This window comes from Mesorhizobium sp. M4B.F.Ca.ET.214.01.1.1 (assembly GCF_004791545.1).
Classification (GTDB): Bacteria; Pseudomonadota; Alphaproteobacteria; order Rhizobiales; family Rhizobiaceae; genus Mesorhizobium; species Mesorhizobium abyssinicae.
In genome coordinates this window covers 19,828-36,167 of the sequence record NZ_SRUX01000017.1, presented here as the reverse complement: position 1 = coordinate 36,167, position 16,340 = coordinate 19,828, and the positions used below count along the sequence as shown (strand labels likewise).

Sequence of the window (16,340 nt, the reverse complement as noted above, 5' to 3'; positions counted from 1 at the left end):
ACACGGCCGCCTGCCTGCGCGAAAATCTCTTGGAGTCCGAAATAGGGTGGCCAACACCGTCATGGCCTGTCCGGGAAGCGGCCACCTCCACAAGGCATGCTTGCTGCAGCGGGCTCGATGTCCACTGCGCATTCTTCCGAAATGGTCCTGCCTGTTCATGCTCCCCACTCGCCGTTGGTCGGCGATACTCCCGCGCTGTTTGATCTCGCGCTATTCGGGCTTAAGCTATTCCTAATACAACCGTACCGCTATCCACTTTGCGCAAAGGATGCATTTTTTGGCTCCCGGCCGGGCATCGCTTTCCCACACAGACGTTGCGCTTCAGCCTTGACGAGCCCGCCGATGCAGCCTCGGGGCAGGTGCGTCCGCAGCCGACGACAAAAGCGGCTTGTTAACCGGCTGAGAAGGACAACCTCACCGGCCTGATGTCCAACTCGCCGAACTTGACGAAACGCATCACCAAGAATTGGCACCTGGCATAGATGAAGTTGAGCCGCGCCGCGGACCAACAACTTCGTGTCAATCCCTTCCTATCCCGGATGGGCTGGCGAGAATTGATAGGTGAGCCCCAATATCGGACCTTGCTGAGTGAGTTTGTTCACGAAGCCGTCGTGGCTGTAATTGTCGTGCACGGCCCGATAGCCGACGAACATGGACATCTTGTCGTTGAACTGATAGCCGGCGCCGCCCATCACATCCCACATCGATTTGGACCCTGCGCCGAAACCACCGACGAGGCCCCAGCCGGCCAGGTAGATTCCATTGCCGACATCGGCCTTGAATTTGGCGCCGATCACCGGATCGACCCACGTATCGCCGTCGCTCGCTGAGCTGCCATCAAGCGCACCGCCGTGGAAGTCGAACTTGTTGTCGACCGACCAAAGGCGGGCGCCGGCCACGAGATCGAAATTCGTCCCATCCTGGTAGTAAACGCTGTAACCGCCCAGCGCCGTCCCCATGAAAGTGCTCACCGTCGCATCGATATTCGAGGCGAGTATTCCTTGCGGGGTGCCGATGTTGGCGTCGAGCTTGGCGTAGACTATGTCCGTGCTGATTGTGAAAGGCCCGTTGCGGGCTTCCGTGAGCCCCATGAACCCGAATTTGAGGTGTTGCAGCACGTCGCTGAAGCTCACATCGACATCCTGAGGCGGGAATCCGAAGAGGCCGCTTTCGCCCTTGATTCCTGATGCCCACAGATACGGGGCGACAGTGAAGGTCCAACCTTCATCCTGTGGCTTGGCGATGTCTGCTGCAAAAACATTGGCCGCACCAAGTCCCAATACACCTGCCATTGCCAGGGCGGCCAAACGAAATTTCTTCATCATCGTCCCCATTTATCGTTTTTGCTGCCCGAACTACGCCAAGCAGAGGTTTCTCTTCCATACTGGATGAACCCTCGCTTTGCGCTCTGTCAACTTGGCCGCATGGTCTATCCCCACTAGGCCGTTCGTCGGGGTACCTAAGTGCCAATTGATCTCGCGCAATTTACGCTTAAGCTAAACCTAATATAGTCGTTCTTCTATCCACTTTGCGCAAAGGACGCCTTGCGTGACCACGTGGCCTTCATCGCCTTCGTACAGGGATGTGCTGCTTGGCCCAGACGACCTGACCAGCGCCGCCTCTGGTCTGCCCGTAGAGGTCGACAGGCTTTCGGCAGGCTGGCGTCCCTCGCGCATCCGGCAAATCCAGTCCCCCGGTAAGTGGGCGCTCGACCTGCCAGAATTCAATTGCGCCTTCCGCGCCAGAGGCGGTTTCGATCCAGGTTCGGTGGCGTTAGTGGCTATCGAGCGGGCCTGTGGGTCGACAATATGCGGCGTTCCGCTCGAAGACGACTTGATCCTGGCAATCCCTGCCGGCACGGGTGTGACGGCTACGGTCCGGCCCGGCCTCACTTACGCTGTCGCCATTGTTCCCACCGCGACCTGGATGGAGATCCAGTCGGTTGCCGCGGGGATGGTTATCGAGAAGATCAACAATCTCCCCTCGGCAATTCGGCTCGCCACCAAGGAAGCGCAAAGAATCCGACGCCAGATGAAGTCGATGGCAGACTACCTCGGGACAGTCGGAAGCGAGTCGGTTTTGCCGGAGCAGCCTCCAGCTGCGTTCGAGGAATATCTGGGGGCAGTGGCTGACGCCTTCGCAGGGGCAGACAGTCGCGGGAGCGGAACAGTCGATTGCGCGAGTCGCCACTTTAGACAAGCGTCGGCGGCCGAGGATTTCATTCGCACTCATATCCGGGAAGACATACCCATTGTTCGGCTGTGCCGGGAAATCGGTGTCAGCCGTCGACAGCTCGAATACGCCTTTCGCACCACGTTCGCGGTAACCCCGCTCGAATTCATAAGAGCGCTCCGCCTCAACGAAGCAAGACGGCTCCTTGTCACGGCTCGCGCCAACGGCTTGAGCGTTACGACGATCGCTATGGACGTGGGGGTCACCCATCTGGGCCGCTTCGCCGCGAATTATCGCCTGTTCTTCGGCGAGTCTCCCAAGGAAACGCTTCAGCGTGCCGGGAGATCGTGACCAAGGCGTAAGGTGCGCCGAGAAATTGCGCCACGTCATCAGTGCAAGCAGTTCGACTGGGTTTGCGCAATCCGGATAGAAGTCGCACTCGAGAATTAGTACATTCTAAAATGCTTATAACGCACCGCCTCTGGCCCGCTGGGTCAGCGAGCAGGTCCGCCGATTTGGGTTGGCGCAGGCTCGCGCCGGGCGCGTGGTCGGCAGCGAGTCAAAACGCACTGAGTGGCGAGTTCTTGGGAGGATGCAAGATGACGAGATCCAGCTTGAGATTGACCGGCGCCGCCGGAATCGTCGTTGCCTTGATGTTTGCCGATCTGGCCGATGCGGTTATCCCGTTCGCGCCCTTCGTTGGCAACGCGCAGGCGAAAGTTGGCCGTCCGCTCACACCTGGCAGTGTCGCAGGGGTCGCGAGGCGTACCACACGCCGAACGATCCGCCGCTCGACGATCTACGTGACCCGGCTCCCGGCAGCGTGCGTGAAGACCGCGATCAACGGCACCGTGCTGTGGCACTGCGGCAGCACGTATTATCAACCCTACGGCGGACGCTACGTCGTCGTGCACATACAGTGAATGAAAGTGGGCCTCGTCCCCTTGGTGGACATGGTGGATCACATTCCGCCAGCAAAGGCTGATCGGCACGGCGTTCGAAAGCCGTGTCGATAGCACCCCGTGTCGATTGGGATGCTCGCAGGTCTTCGATTTGCTCCCTGGCGGCGCTCTGGGCTCCAAAGGATTGATGTTTCCGCCGGTGCGGTGATCGTCCACGCGCGCGGTCGAGATCCTGTTCGAAAGAACTCGGCCGACGCGCCCGATCCCCAACCATCGCCAGCGAGCCGCCGAAGCCTGGCAGGACGCTGCCGCCCACGGCCGCAACCCCCTTCATGACGGTTTGCAGCACGCTGTCATTGACCCGCACACGCCAGTCGGACCGTTCAGGCGTCGTGCGGATCCGGCACACCCAGCGGCGGGTGGATTTCGGCGACCGCAACAGGTTCCGGACTGCCGTTGGCCCGCAGGCATTTTGAGCGCAGCGCGTCGGCGTAGAGTCTGGCAAGCCCGGAATGCCGCCGCCGCAGATAATCCGAGTGATCGAGCCGCCAGCGCCGCTCCATGTCCGCCATGATCGCAGGATTGCTCCAGGTCGCATAACCGCCGGCCGAATAGACGGTGATCTCGCCGGCGTAGAGCCGCTCGCGCGTGACCAGGAAATCGACGCGAACATAATCGAGATCGCCGGCGACACGCGGCGCGATCAGGGCCGCTTGCCTGATCAATTCGACAAGGCCGGCGGTGACGGGCAGCGCCTGATCCTCACGCGGATAGTCGATGTCGCGCCCCGCCAGGGGGTTGCCGTCAGGATCGAACAGCCGCGACTTGAGCGCCTCCTTGTCTTCGGCCCGGACATGGCAGACGACGCCGCTGCAGACCTGGACCTTGATTTCGGTGGCGATCTCACCGCCGGCGAGCGGCAGCATCTCCTCGACGAATACCTCCGGCACGATCGGCCAGTAGGCCCACTCGCTGTTGCGGCGACCCTGGCGCTTGCCCAGCCATCGTCTCAGCTGACGCACGATGGAGGCGCGATCCGGCTGGCCGCCGGAGACGAAGATGTTCATGTCGCAGCCATGGTTGGCTTTGACCACCGCCTCGCCTTCGAGCAGCGCCGACGGGATGTCGTCGGGGTCGCGACCGCGCCACAACGTCTTCGGCACTTCCAGCTCCGGGCAGACGGCGCGGATATATTCCTTCACGGCGAGCTTGTCCGACAGCGTGACGAACAACGGATTGTGGTCGATCAGCCTTCGCCAGAGCATGCATTCATTGTAGCGCTCGGGCGCGGCGGGATTGGGCCAATAGCCCATCTTTCTTGCAAATCGCACCACGAGCAGGGGGTGACGTAGCGTGATCAGCAGCCGTGCCGCCGCCAGGACGAAGCGGTGCCGCGCCGGGAAGTCGGACGCCGACCTCATCGAACGGTTACGATTGTCCGGATGAATTTTTTCCCCGGCGACTGAGATCGCTGATCCACGGCAACCCCGCCCATTGACGGCGCACCTAAGCACCGCCGGCGCGCGCCGGCAAGCTGGCGCTATCGGTTCGAGCGGCCAAGCGCCGTCGAAGCCACCAGGACGCTTCGGGCAGGTCCCGCCTTAAGGCGTTCAGATGCGCTGGCCGGTGTTCGCCGCGAACAGATGGGCGCTGGCGCGGTCGACCTCGATGCGCACCGTTTCGCCCTGCTTCAGCTTAAGCCGCTCGCGGAACAGGCAGGAGATTTCCTCGCCGCCGCAATCAACCGTGGCGAAGATCTCCGAGCCCGTCGCTTCCAGAAGCGTCACGGTGCCGGCAATGCCCTCGCTGCGTGCCCGGATGTGTTCGGGACGGATGCCGTAGACGAGCTCGCCGTCCGGGACCCGCGCCGGGTGGAGGTCATGCGGCAGCGGCAGCGTCAGTCCGCTGGCGCTGCGGAACACGCCTTCCTCGATGCGGCCGCGGATGAAGTTCATCGACGGCGAGCCGATGAAGCCGGCGACGAAGAGATTGGCCGGACGATCGTAAAGGTCGAGCGGCGCGCCGATCTGCTCGACCAGCCCGTCATGCAGCACGACGATCTTGTCGGCCATGGTCATGGCCTCGATCTGGTCGTGCGTGACATAGATCGTGGTGGTGCCCAGCCGCTGGTGCAGCGCCTTGATCTCGCCCCGCATCTGCACGCGCAGCTTGGCGTCGAGATTGCTGAGCGGCTCGTCGAACAGGAACACTTGCGGGTCGCGCACGATGGCGCGGCCCATGGCGACGCGCTGCCGCTGGCCGCCAGAAAGCTGGCGCGGATAGCGGTCGAGCAGCTTTTCCAGGCCAAGTATGCTTGCCGCCCGCTTGACCCGGCTGGCGGTGTCGGCCGGGTCGGCTTTCTTGATCTTGAGCGCGAAGCCCATATTGTCGGCCACCGTCATGTGCGGATAGAGCGCGTAGTTCTGGAACACCATGGCGATGTTGCGGTCGCGCGCCCTGAGCTCGTTGACGACCCGCTCGCCGATGGCGATCTTGCCGGCCGAGATCGTTTCCAGCCCCGCGATCATGCGCAGCAGCGTCGACTTCCCGCAGCCCGACGGCCCGACCAGGATGACGAACTCGCCGTCGGCGATGTCGACGCTGACATCGTGGATGATCTTTGCGGTCCCAAAAGCCTTCTGCACGTTGTTGATGGTCACCGATGCCATTTTATCTCTCCACGAAACGTGTGATGTCGGACCGGCCTCAGCCGCCCTTGACGGCGCCGGCGGTCAGCCCGGCGACGATCTGCCTTTGCGCGAACAGGGTCAGCACCAACACCGGCAGCGTCACCACGAGTGCTGCCGCGGCGAGCGGCCCCCAGCTCACCTGCTCGTAGGACAGCATGTTGTAGACGGCGACCGGCAAGGTGCGCGTCTCGCGGCTGGCGAGCACCACGCCGAAGACGAAATTGTTCCACGAGAAGATGACCGACAGGATGAAGGCGACGACGATGCCCGGCTTGGCGATTGGCAGCGCCACCAGCCGGAACACCTGCCAGGAGCTGGCGCCGTCGATGCTGGCCGCTTCCTCCAGCTCCATCGGCGTCGTCTCGAAATAACCGATCATCACCCAGACGACGATCGGCACGGTCACCACCAGATGGATGATGATCTGCGGCCACAGCGTGCCGAGGATGCCGATCCACTGGAACAGCAGGAACAGCGGGATCAGATAGGAAAGGCCGGGCGTCATGCGGGCGATCATGATGACGACGGCCGAGCGCTCGGCCTTGAGCCGGGCGATGCCGTAGCCCGCCGGCACGCCGATCAGGAGCGCCAGCAGCGTCGCCGTGCCGGTGACCAGCACCGAATTCCACAGATAGAGCAGGAAGTTGTTCTCCTCGAACACCTTCACATAGTTCGACCAGGCGAAGCGCTCGGGGATCAGGATCGGCGGATAGGCGCCGTTGTCGATCTCGAATTTCAGCGACAGCGAGATCATCCAGAGGAAGAACAGGATCGCTGGCGAGACGAGCACCAGGGCCGCGAAGAACAGACCGATCCGGTTGAGGAGCCGCGACGTCATCTATTTGCCCTCCGCGTTGATCCATTGCGAGCGCTGGCGCAGCATCAACAGGACGAAGGACAGCGCCACGATCACGACGAAGAACACCACGGCCATGGCCGAGCCGTAGCCGATGTCGTAGTAGGAGAAGGCGGTGTTGTAGAGATAGATGTTGATGGTTTCCGACGCCGTGCCCGGACCGCCCTGGGTCATGGCGTAGATGATGTCGAAGCTCTTCAGCGCATCGATGGTGCGGATGATGACGGCAATCATCAGGAACGGCGCGATCATCGGCAAGGTCAGGTAGCGGAACTGCTGCCAGGCGTTGGCGCCATCGATCTCGGCGCTCTCGAACGGCTCGCGCGGCACCGAGGCCAGCCCGCCCAGCACGATCAGCATCACCAACGGCGTCCACTGCCAGGTCTCGACCGCGACCAGCGAGGGAATGACGCTCCTGGCGTTGAAGATCCATTCCTGCGGCGGGATACCGACCAGCGACAGGAGATAGTTGAGCACGCCGAGCTGCGGATGAAACATCATCGTCCACACCAGCGCCACGGCGACCGGTGTCGCCATCATCGGCATCACGAAGACGCCGCGCAGCAGGCCGCGCAGCGGAACCTTCGCATCGAAGATCAGCGCCGCGACCGTGCCGAGGAACATCGGCGCGACGACCGACAGGAAGGTGTAGGTAAGCGTGTGCCAGAGCGATTCCCAGAACCGCGGGTCGCCCGCCAGGCGCAGATAGTTGTCCATCCCGGCAAAGCTGCGCGACTGGCCGAGCGTCCAGCTGTTGACGCTCATCCACAGCGTGAATGCCCAGGGAAAGACGATCACCGCGCCGACGACGACGAGCGCCGGCAGGACGAAGGGCCAGTAGTTGGGAGCCAGACGCACCGTCTGGCTCCCTTCCATGGCTTCCATCGTCACCCCGGTCCGTTCTGGGGTGGTGGCGGACATCAGCCTTGCTCGCTCCGGTCCAGGACCGGCTGGAACTGGTCGGTGGCCTTCTTCAGCTCGTCCGCCGGATCGGCGCCGGCGATCATGTTGCTCAGCGCGACGCCATAGATGTCACGGAACTCGGTGACCGGGATGATGACCGGCAGCGCCAGCCGGCTGACATTGCCGGAGCCGACCACGGCGTCGAGCCAGCTTGCCGGCATGGTGACGCCCTCGCGCACCTTGGGATCCTCCAGCACCGATTTGCGGAACGGCACGCCGGCCCCGGCCTGCAGCAGCCGCGCGCCCATGGCCGGCGACACCGCCCATTGGCAGAACAGATAGGCCGCTTCCTTCTTCTCGCTGGCGGCGGTGACGCCGATGCCGTCGCCGAACGTGCCGGAGGCATGCGCCTTGGGGCCCTTCGGCATGACGCCGTAGCCGACCTTGCCGACGACCCGCGACTTTTCAGGATTTTCCATCGGCGGCGCGAACCCGACGCCGTCGAACCACATGCCGATCTTGCCCTGCAGGAAGGCCGACTGCGCCTCGGCCCAGTTGAAACCGGTGACGCCGGGAGGCGCCGATTTGGTCATCAGCCGCTGGTAGAGGCCGGCCGCTTCGACCGCCTCGGGAGACAGCGTGCGCAGCTTGCCCTCGGCATCGAGCGGCGTCATGTCGTAGCCCAGCATCAGCGACGTCCACACCGGCGTGTTGGCGTTCTTCAGCCCGCGGGCGACGAAGCCATAGGTGTTGGCCGAAGGATCGGTCAGCGCCTCGGCCGCCGCCACCAGCTGCTCGAAGGTCTCGGGATATTTCAGCCCCTTGGCCTCGAACAGTTCCTTGTTCCAGTAGACGATCCAGTAGTCGACCGAGAACGGCAGCGAGCGCAGCACGCCTTGCGTATCCTTGGCGAAGACCATGCCGGCATCGGCGAAGTCGCTCTCGACCAGCGCCGGATCGGTGAGCTTGGGATCGGCGAGATAGCCGGAGATGTCGGCCAGCCAGCCGCCCTTCTCGAACTGCCGCTTCTGCACGTGGTAGCTGAGATGCACGACGTCGAAGCTCGGCTTGCCTGAGCTGAGCTCGATCACCGTCTTCTGGCGCTGCTGCTGTTCGGGCGTCGCCTCGGCATTGACCTTGATGCCAGTCAGTTCCTCGAACTCGGCGATATATTTTATCAGCGTGTCGCTGCGCGGGCTCTTGACCAGATTGACGTCGAGCGTGGTGCCGGCAAAGCGCTTCCAGTCGACGCCGGCGGCAAAGCTGGGGCGCAGGCCGGCGAGGCCGGCGGCGGCAAGAGCGGCTGTTCCGGCAAGCAGTTGCCTTCTGGTTGGGCTGAACGGACTGGACGACATTTCTTCCTCCCGGGGTTGCTGTCGTTGTGGATTGCGCCGCTGCCGCGGCGCGGCTCATTTCCCTCAGATCTGCAGCGCCAGCCGGCGCGCATTGTCGATGTGCAGGCTGATCGCCTCGACCGCCTTTTGCGGGTTGCGGCTTTCCATCGCCTCGATCACCGCCAGGTGCTCGCGCATGACCGGAACGACGCGGCCGTCGATGCGGAACCGCTCCTGATGGATCAGCCGGATCTTCACCGAATTGACCAGATAGGCCTTGGCGATGATCTCGTTGTCGAGCGCGTCGATGAAGGTGTCATGCATGGCCCAGTCGATGGTCTGTGCCCTGGCTTCCATCTCCGGCGTCGCCGGCTGCGCCAGCGCCTCGGCGAGCATCTCCTCATGCTCGCGCCGCAAACGGGCGAGCTCGGCATCGGCGGCGCTGACGGTGAACAGCGCTACCGCCTCGCGCTCCATGAACAGGCGGAACTGGAAGGCCTCGCGGATCAGGTTGATGTCGATATGGGCGATCTGCATGCCGCGCTGCGGAATGGTGGTCAGCAGGCCCTCGGCCTCGAGCCGCGGCACGATCTCGCGAATAGCGCCGAGCGGCAGCCCGGTGAAGGCGACCAGCTCGCGCTGCGACACGAACTGCCCGGGCCTCAGGTCGCGCGCCAGCAGATGCCGCGTGAAGCTGGCATAGGCCTTTTCCCTGAGGGTCGCCGGTTCGCTGCCGTCTTCCATTCAGCGCTTCCTTTGCCGGTCAGGCCGGCTCTGTCGCAAACAATTGGTCGTAGGCCGCGGCAAGCTGCTTGCGCCCCTGCTGCGATGTCGGCTCTAGCGGCGGACGAACGGCAAGCCAGCCGTCGTCGCCGGTGCTGCGCGCCAGCATCGCCTTGACCGCCGGTATCACTGGAAACTTGAGCAGTTCGAGCACGAAATTCTCGACCCGGGCATCGTCGCGGCCGTCCACCGCCATGGCGCGGATCTCGCCGGTAACGAAATTGGCCATGCCGGAAATGGCGCCCTGCCCGCCCCGCCGCACGCTCCTCGCCAGATGCCGCTCGTCTCCAATCAGGATCACCAGGTCGCCATGCGCGGCAAGCAGCGCCTCGCTGTAGGTCCAGTCGCCACCCGAATCCTTGACGCCCGCGACCACATTCGGAAAGGCGGCACGCAGCCGGCCAATAAGGCTGAGCGGCAACGGCACCATGGTGACGGACGGGATGTTGTAGAGCAGGACGTCGCGGGCCAGCGGACCGAGTGCCGCGAAGACGGCGGCGAACCATCCGAACAGCCCGTCCTCGCCGACATTCTTGAAATAGCTCGGCGGCGCCAGCAGGATGTTGCGGGCGCCGAGCTGCAGCGCATGCCGCGCCTGCTCGGCCGCGTCCTCGGCCGCGTCGACCAGCACGCCGGAAACGAGCTGATGCGCCGGGATGCCGGCGGCAAGCATGGCCTCGACGATCCGGCGCCGCTCTTCGGTGCCGATCGAGGCGCCCTCGCCGGTGGTGCCGAACAGCGTGACGCTGCCGCAGCCGGCGACAAGGCAGGCCTTGGCCTGCGCGACCATCGCGGGGACCGCGATCTGCCCGGACGCATGAAAAGGCGTCGCCAGGGCGACCGAAAGACCAAAGCGCGAAGTCACTGCGAAAGCTCTCCTATGTCACTATGCAGGCAGCTTTATCACACTAACATGTTAGTTGTAAATGCAGGGTCGCAGGTTTTGGAAATGGCATCCTGGTCAAGTTTGGAAACGAGCGACGGCGCCTTGTCCAAGCGGCAGCGAAACCAGCCTTTGCCTCCGCGGCGCAAACCGCCCTATGCGTTTGCGACCAGTCCCTTCAGGCTACCCGGATATAGCTCGTCATCCCCGACTTCTGGTGCTCGATGACGTGGCAATGCAGCAGCCAGTCGCCGGGATTGTCGGCCACGAAACCCAGTTGAACCTTCTCGTCGGGCTGGATGAGATAGGTGTCGGAGACCAGCGGCTGGACCGGGCGCGTCGACGACGACAGCACCTTGAAGCTCATGCCGTGCAGATGGATCGGATGCGATTGCGGCGTCAGGTTCTCCATGTCGATGACATAGCTTCGGCCGAGCTTCAGGTCGGCCAGCGGCGCGGTCGGGTCCAGCGTGTCGCCCGGCCACGGCACCTTGTTGATCGCCCAGAAACTGTAGCCGAGCGAGCCGCAGATGCCGTCAGCCGGAAGGTTTTCTGCGGTGGCGCTGAGTGCCAGCGAAATGTGCTGGGCGCTGGCGGCATCCACCTCCGCCACCGGATTGGCCTCCAGCGGCGCAAGGTCACGAACGTCGCGCTTGAGCGACTTTCCGATCGCGCGCAGCGTCGCCAGTATCTTGGGCTTGGTGCCCCTGACGTCCCTCAGGCTGACGATGGCGCCCTCGTCGTCGGGCATGCGTATGGCGAGATCCAGCCGCTGGCCAGGTCCAAGCTGCAAGGCGTCGGGCGCGAAGCGTTGCCGCACCGGATTGCCGTCGAGCGCGATCACCGCCGCCTCGGCGCCCTCGACACGGAAGGCGTAGACGCGGGTGACGTCGGTGATGGCGGCCCGCAGCCGCACCAGCCCGCCGGCCGGCGCGTCGAATTGCGGCTGGTCGAGCCAGTTGGCGGTGCGCACCGTTCCATAGGTGCCAGCCCTTGCCGCGTCGCGAGGCCGGAACTGGTCGATGAACTGGCCGTCGTCGCCGAGGCGCCAGTCGCGCAGATTGATAACCATTTCGGCATCGAATTGCGGGTCGCTCGGGTTTTCCACCACGATCACGCCGGTCAGGCCGTGACCCATCTGCTCCAGCGTGTTGCAGTGCGGGTGGTACCAGAAGGTGCCGGCGTCCGGCGGCGTGAACTGATAGTCGAAATGATCGCCCGTGTAGACATAGGGCTGCACCAGGAACGGCACCCCGTCCATCTTGTTGGGAACGCGGATGCCGTGCCAGTGGATCGTCGTCGGATCGTCGATGCCGTTGATCAGCCGCGCCGCGAAGGGCTCGCCCTTCTTCATCCTGAGCACCGGCGGCATGCCGGCCTCGCCATAGGTCAGGACATCCCTGGTCCGGCCGACATCCATCAGCTTCGCCTCGATCCTGGCCGTCTTCAGCGTCACCGGATCGGGCCCGGCCAATGCCCGGCTGACCAACTTCCCCATGGCCGACAGCCCGATCCCTGCCGCGCCGGCCACCGCCGTGGCATTCAGAAATTTGCGGCGCGTCAGCGTCATGTTGCGTTCCAACTCGAAAGACAACCGTGCAGCCGGGCATCGTTGCGGGCACACGCGACAATCCGTGTAGCCTTCGATGCCGGCTGCCGACAACACCATGCCGTTCGATCGGACTGGAAATCACCCTGCCGTGATCGCCCCGGTCGCGACCGGATCGACGCGCTGCTGCAGTGCCGCCACCAGAGAGCGGGTGCTGATGTCCCCGAGGTCAGAGCGCCTGCAGCGCCAGCCCCGCCAGCGCCGATGCAACCAGCGTCGGCAGCATGCCGACCTTCAGCCTCAGCATGGCGACCATCGCCGCCAGCGACAGCAGCGCCGCGCGCCAGTCGAGCGACGCCAGCACCGGGATCTCCATGCCCAGGCCGACGCTTCGCACCGTGCCGAAGATGACATGCAGCGCGAACCACAGCGCAAGGTTCATCACCACGCCGACGACGGCCGCGGTGATGGCGCCGAGCGCCGCCGACAGCGCCTTGTTCTGCCGCAGCTGCTCGATGTAGGGCGCGCCGAGGAATATCCAGAAGAAGCAAGGCACGAAGGTCACCCATAGAGTCAGCAGCGATCCGAGCGACCCGGCAAGCAGCGGGCTGAGCGCGCCGGCATGGCGATAGGCGGCGACGAAGCCGACGAACTGCAGCACCAGGATCAGCGGCCCCGGCGTCGTCTCGGCAAGGCCGAGGCCGTCGACCATCTCGCCAGGCGCTAGCCAGCCGAACGACGACACCGCCGCCTGCGCGACATAGGCGAGAACCGCATAGGCGCCGCCGAAGGTCACGACCGCCATAACACTGAAGAAGCTGCCGAGCTGCGTCCAGACGCTGGCCGGGCCGCCCATCGCCGCGATCAGCGCCACCGGCCCCAGCCAGATCGGCAGCCAGATGGCGATGGTGCGCGGCGCGTGCCATTTCGTCGGCCTGGTGTGTCCGAGCTCGCCGCGCTCGAACATCAGGTCGACAACGCCCCGGCTGTCCTGTTTGGTGTCCTTGCCATGCGCCGATCCGGAAAACAGGCCCGGCGCGAGGCGGTTGCCGACCCAGCCGGTCAGCCCGGCCAGCAGGATGATCAGCGGAAACGGCAGCTTGACGACATAGATGGCGAGGAAGGCGGCGACCGCGATCGCCACCATCGCCCGGTTCTTGAGAGCCCGCTTGCCGATGCGGATGACGGCCTCGACGACCACCGCCAGCACCGCCGCCTTGATGCCGAAGAACAGCGCCTCGATGACCGGCGCATCGTTGTAGAGCATGTAGAAGCTGCTGAGGCCGAGCATCACGAGCGCCCCAGGCAGCACGAACAGGATGCCGGCGACGAGGCCGCCGGCGGTCCGGTGCAGCAGCCAGCCTATATAGACGGCGAGCTGCTGCGCCTCCGGTCCGGGCAGGAGCATGCAGTAGTTGAGCGCATGCAGGAAACGCTGCTCGCCGATCCAGCGGCGCTCCTCGACCAGTTCCTTGTGCATCAGGGCGATCTGCCCGGCCGGACCACCGAAGGAGAGCAGGCCGATCTTCGCCCACAGACGCACCGCCTCCCTGAAGCTCGGCGCCGCCGGCACGGCGGCCTCGGCATCGTCGTCCGCCGCGAGGTCGTTCATGACGGCTTGCTCCCGCTCGGCCAGTTGTGCGTTTCCTCGGTGGCGTCGCGGCACCAGCGGAAGAAAGCGTCATAGAGGAGCATGCCGGCCTCGAGCTGCTCGAGATCGTCGCGGAACATGCGCGACAGGCCGAGCGACGCGGCGAGGAAGCCCGCCGCTTGCGGCACGAGATCGAGCCGCGCCGTGTCGGCCGCACGCACGATGAGCGCCAGGCGATCGAGCGCTTCGGAGGCGAGGCCGAACTCCTCGATCATCGTATCGAAGGTACAGCGCTCGCCGCGATGGCTCCAGAACACATTGTCGATGTCGAAAGGAACCGCCGAAAAGCGGTCGGCCACCGCCGGCACTTCGGCCGCGTCGACGAACAGGAACACCGCTTCGGGATCGACGAAGCGGCGGATCAGCCAGGGGCAGGCGATGCGGTCGACTTTGGGCCGCGCCCGTGTCACCCAGACCGTGCGGCCTTTGTCGTCGCGCGGCGGTATCGCGCCGGCCATGACCAGCGGCGCCTTGGCCGCCGCCCAGGCCTCGAAGCCGCCTTCCAGCGATTCCGCTTCGATGCCTTCATGGCGCAGCCAGGCTGCCACGCCTTGCGAGAGTTTTTGCCCCTTCTGGCAGATGATGACCACCCTGGAGCCGGTGAACTCCCCCGCCCAGTTCGCGACGGTTCTGAAATTGCGCCGGCAGGATGCCGGCAGCAGGCGGGGATCGGCCTGGTAATCCTCGTCGATGCGCACATCGATGAGGACGGGCGCGTCCGGTAAGCCGACGAGGCGGGAAAGTTGCTGTACGGTGATTTCGGTCGTTGACGGCATGGCGTCCACCTCCGGAAAGAGAGAGCTTGGACGCGATCGTTGGGCTGACGCCTCACGGGGTCATCGCGATGAACCCCTTGCCATAATGCTGGAACGATCCTCTCGCCTTGTCAAGAAAGACGCTTTCGCAAACGGCGCCCGCGCCGCGGAGACGGCGCCTACTGCGCCGTCCAACCGCCATCCATCGGCAAGGTCGTGCCGGTGATCTGCTTGGCCGCGTCCGAGCACAGGAACATCGTCAGCGCGGCGAGTTCGTCCACGGTGACGAACTCCTTGGTCGGCTGTGCCGCGAGCAACACGTCGTGCTTGACCTGCTCCTCGGTCATGCCGCGCGCCTTCATCGTGTCGGGGATCTGCTTTTCGACCAGCGGCGTCCAGACATAGCCCGGCGCGATGGCGTTGACGGTGATGCCATTCTGCGCAACCTCCAGCGCCACCGTCTTGGTGAGGCCGGCGATGCCGTGCTTGGCCGAGACATAGGCCGATTTGAACGGCGAGGCGACCAGCGCGTGCGCCGAGGCCGTGTTGATGATGCGGCCCCATTTGCGCGCCTTCATGCCGGGAAGTGCTGCCTTGATCGCATAGAAGGCCGCCAGCAGGTTGATGCGGATGATCGCTTCCCATTTGTCGTCGGGAAACTCGTCGATCGGCGCGACATGCTGGATACCGGCATTGTTGACCAGGATGTCGAGGCTGCCGAACGCCTCTTCGGCCTCACGCACCATGGCGCTGACCGCCGCGCCATCCATCATGTTGGCGTCTGAATAGCAGCACCTGACGCCAAAATCCTTCTCGATGCCGGCGCGCTCCTGCTCGATCGCGGCGGCATCGCCGAGCCCGTTGATGGTGACATTGGCCCCCTCTGCGGCAAAGGCACGGGCGATTGCCAGGCCGATACCGCTGGTGGAGCCGGTGACGAGGGCGTTCTTCGAGGACAGAGAACCCATGATGATCTCGCGGCAGGTGGAATACGATATTGCCGCACATAGTTTGTGCGCCGCAACATAACAATGCCATGGCCATATGTCGGTGCGATTACAATGTTGTGATGCCGTCCGGGAGCGCGCGCGCTGGCGCTCGCCGGGCGTGACATGGCATTGTCATGGTGCCGTGCAACATAATCCTCTTGCGCGTGTCGCGCACCTCGCGCCGCCGGATTGATTGAGCGGATGATCCGGTCTCGGGATCCCCGCCTCGCTAGGTGTGACGGCTTGCCAGACCAACTTGGGCGAGTGATTGATAGTTGGCCTAGCCTGTCGCGGCCGGCGTCAATTCACCTTGGCGATCTCCAGCAGCGACGCCAGCAGCAGCCGGCGCTCGTCCGGCGAAAGCACATCGGAATCAAAGAGATTCATGCTGCGAAGCCCCTCGATGGCGAGAAAGCAGACCAGCAGCGCCTTGAGGTCGTTCGTCTCGCCCTTCAGCCGCTCGAACAGCTGCCGCTTGAAGGATTTTATCGGTGTCAGGAAATCCGGATCCTCGGCGATCGCCGAGAATATCCATGAGGCGGAAGGCTGCGGCTCCTCGCAATCATTGGCCGAAAGCCGGATATAGGCCTCGAGCGGCGTTTCGCCGCCTGCGTCCGCCGTGCGCGTCTCCAGCGCCTGCTCGAACGCCTTCAGATAGTCCTCCACCAGGCCCTGCATCAGCTTGGCCTTGGTCGGGAAATTGTAGAGCAGACCGCCCTTCGAGACGCCGGCGCGGCTGGCGACGGCGTCCAGCGACAGGCTGCCCGGCCCCGCCTCGCGCGCCACGTCGGCGGCGGCGGCGAGTATCCTGTCACGCGAATTTGCTCTGCGGGCTTTCATCGGTGCCTCCCCCTTACATTAGCCTAGGCGGAA

Annotated in this window: 15 protein-coding genes; 2 read left to right on the top strand and 13 right to left on the bottom strand. The window is 64.3% G+C overall.

All coding sequences use genetic code 11. The features are described from left to right. Positions 1-530 precede the first annotated feature (530 nt). Positions 531-1,325 (bottom strand): hypothetical protein, encoded by a 795-nt coding sequence (locus EN857_RS27675; protein ID WP_127391153.1) that lies wholly within the window; start codon positions 1,323-1,325, stop codon positions 531-533. Between the two features lie 223 nt (positions 1,326-1,548). On the opposite strand from EN857_RS27675, the gene EN857_RS27670 reads away from it, so the two are divergent. Continuing rightward, positions 1,549-2,523 carry a helix-turn-helix domain-containing protein gene (locus tag EN857_RS27670; protein WP_127391154.1) on the top strand — a complete coding sequence of 325 codons (975 nt, stop codon included), beginning with the start codon at positions 1,549-1,551 and terminating at the stop codon, positions 2,521-2,523. Positions 2,524-2,771: 248 nt separating this feature from the next. Continuing rightward, the gene (locus EN857_RS27665; protein ID WP_128346335.1) at positions 2,772-3,095 is read left to right on the top strand and encodes a hypothetical protein; all 324 of its coding nucleotides are present in this window, start codon (positions 2,772-2,774) and stop codon (positions 3,093-3,095) included. A gap of 362 nt (positions 3,096-3,457) precedes the next feature. On the opposite strand, the gene EN857_RS27660 is transcribed toward EN857_RS27665, so the two are convergent. The 12 genes from EN857_RS27660 to EN857_RS27605 all read right to left on the bottom strand — a co-directional run bounded on the left by EN857_RS27660 (position 3,458) and on the right by EN857_RS27605 (position 16,307). Beyond that, the gene (locus tag EN857_RS27660; RefSeq protein WP_127393412.1) at positions 3,458-4,495 is read right to left on the bottom strand and encodes an ATP-grasp fold amidoligase family protein; all 1,038 of its coding nucleotides are present in this window, start codon (positions 4,493-4,495) and stop codon (positions 3,458-3,460) included. A 189-nt stretch (positions 4,496-4,684) separates the two neighbouring features. After that, the gene (gene ugpC, locus EN857_RS27655) at positions 4,685-5,743 is read right to left on the bottom strand and encodes a sn-glycerol-3-phosphate ABC transporter ATP-binding protein UgpC (protein ID WP_127393413.1); all 1,059 of its coding nucleotides are present in this window, start codon (positions 5,741-5,743) and stop codon (positions 4,685-4,687) included. 37 nt (positions 5,744-5,780) lie between these two features. After that, entirely contained in the window at positions 5,781-6,602 is an 822-nt protein-coding gene (locus EN857_RS27650; RefSeq protein ID WP_127393414.1) for a carbohydrate ABC transporter permease, read from the bottom strand. Beyond that, positions 6,603-7,541 carry a sugar ABC transporter permease gene (locus tag EN857_RS27645; protein ID WP_127282663.1) on the bottom strand — a complete coding sequence of 313 codons (939 nt, stop codon included), beginning with the start codon at positions 7,539-7,541 and terminating at the stop codon, positions 6,603-6,605. It lies immediately after the preceding gene. Then, positions 7,541-8,878 (bottom strand): sugar ABC transporter substrate-binding protein, encoded by a 1,338-nt coding sequence (locus EN857_RS27640; protein WP_135859397.1) that lies wholly within the window; start codon positions 8,876-8,878, stop codon positions 7,541-7,543. Before EN857_RS27640 ends, EN857_RS27645 begins: the two co-directional genes overlap by 1 nt. 63 nt (positions 8,879-8,941) lie before the next feature. Then, positions 8,942-9,601, bottom strand: coding sequence for a GntR family transcriptional regulator (locus EN857_RS27635; RefSeq protein WP_127282661.1), 660 nt, complete (start codon positions 9,599-9,601; stop codon positions 8,942-8,944). A 19-nt stretch (positions 9,602-9,620) separates the two neighbouring features. Further along, positions 9,621-10,505 carry a dihydrodipicolinate synthase family protein gene (locus tag EN857_RS27630; protein ID WP_135859396.1) on the bottom strand — a complete coding sequence of 295 codons (885 nt, stop codon included), beginning with the start codon at positions 10,503-10,505 and terminating at the stop codon, positions 9,621-9,623. A 196-nt stretch (positions 10,506-10,701) separates the two neighbouring features. Further along, the gene (locus tag EN857_RS27625; protein WP_135859395.1) at positions 10,702-12,093 is read right to left on the bottom strand and encodes a multicopper oxidase family protein; all 1,392 of its coding nucleotides are present in this window, start codon (positions 12,091-12,093) and stop codon (positions 10,702-10,704) included. Between the two features lie 208 nt (positions 12,094-12,301). Beyond that, positions 12,302-13,684, bottom strand: coding sequence for a chromate efflux transporter (chrA, locus tag EN857_RS27620; protein ID WP_135859394.1), 1,383 nt, complete (start codon positions 13,682-13,684; stop codon positions 12,302-12,304). Then, positions 13,681-14,499, bottom strand: a complete 819-nt coding sequence (locus EN857_RS27615) for a chromate resistance protein ChrB domain-containing protein (RefSeq protein ID WP_128274853.1) — start codon at positions 14,497-14,499, stop codon at positions 13,681-13,683. The genes chrA and EN857_RS27615 overlap by 4 nt, the downstream gene beginning before the upstream one ends. 158 nt (positions 14,500-14,657) lie before the next feature. Further along, positions 14,658-15,446 (bottom strand): 3-hydroxybutyrate dehydrogenase, encoded by a 789-nt coding sequence (locus EN857_RS27610; protein ID WP_127391308.1) that lies wholly within the window; start codon positions 15,444-15,446, stop codon positions 14,658-14,660. Positions 15,447-15,767: 321 nt separating this feature from the next. Further along, positions 15,768-16,307 carry a TetR/AcrR family transcriptional regulator gene (locus tag EN857_RS27605; protein ID WP_127282655.1) on the bottom strand — a complete coding sequence of 180 codons (540 nt, stop codon included), beginning with the start codon at positions 16,305-16,307 and terminating at the stop codon, positions 15,768-15,770. Positions 16,308-16,340 lie beyond the last annotated feature (33 nt).

Coding starts and splice junctions, on each gene's coding strand:
- EN857_RS27635 (WP_127282661.1), bottom strand. CDS start 9,601: ATGGAAGACGGCAGCGAACCGGCGACCCTCAGGGAAAAGGCCTATGCC.
- EN857_RS27615 (WP_128274853.1), bottom strand. CDS start 14,499: ATGCCGTCAACGACCGAAATCACCGTACAGCAACTTTCCCGCCTCGTC.
- ugpC (WP_127393413.1), bottom strand. CDS start 5,743: ATGGCATCGGTGACCATCAACAACGTGCAGAAGGCTTTTGGGACCGCA.
- EN857_RS27660 (WP_127393412.1), bottom strand. CDS start 4,495: ATGAGGTCGGCGTCCGACTTCCCGGCGCGGCACCGCTTCGTCCTGGCG.
- EN857_RS27605 (WP_127282655.1), bottom strand. CDS start 16,307: ATGAAAGCCCGCAGAGCAAATTCGCGTGACAGGATACTCGCCGCCGCC.
- EN857_RS27625 (WP_135859395.1), bottom strand. CDS start 12,093: ATGACGCTGACGCGCCGCAAATTTCTGAATGCCACGGCGGTGGCCGGC.
- EN857_RS27675 (WP_127391153.1), bottom strand. CDS start 1,325: ATGATGAAGAAATTTCGTTTGGCCGCCCTGGCAATGGCAGGTGTATTG.
- EN857_RS27640 (WP_135859397.1), bottom strand. CDS start 8,878: ATGTCGTCCAGTCCGTTCAGCCCAACCAGAAGGCAACTGCTTGCCGGA.
- EN857_RS27645 (WP_127282663.1), bottom strand. CDS start 7,541: ATGTCCGCCACCACCCCAGAACGGACCGGGGTGACGATGGAAGCCATG.
- EN857_RS27665 (WP_128346335.1), top strand. CDS start 2,772: ATGACGAGATCCAGCTTGAGATTGACCGGCGCCGCCGGAATCGTCGTT.
- EN857_RS27610 (WP_127391308.1), bottom strand. CDS start 15,446: ATGGGTTCTCTGTCCTCGAAGAACGCCCTCGTCACCGGCTCCACCAGC.
- chrA (WP_135859394.1), bottom strand. CDS start 13,684: ATGAACGACCTCGCGGCGGACGACGATGCCGAGGCCGCCGTGCCGGCG.
- EN857_RS27650 (WP_127393414.1), bottom strand. CDS start 6,602: ATGACGTCGCGGCTCCTCAACCGGATCGGTCTGTTCTTCGCGGCCCTG.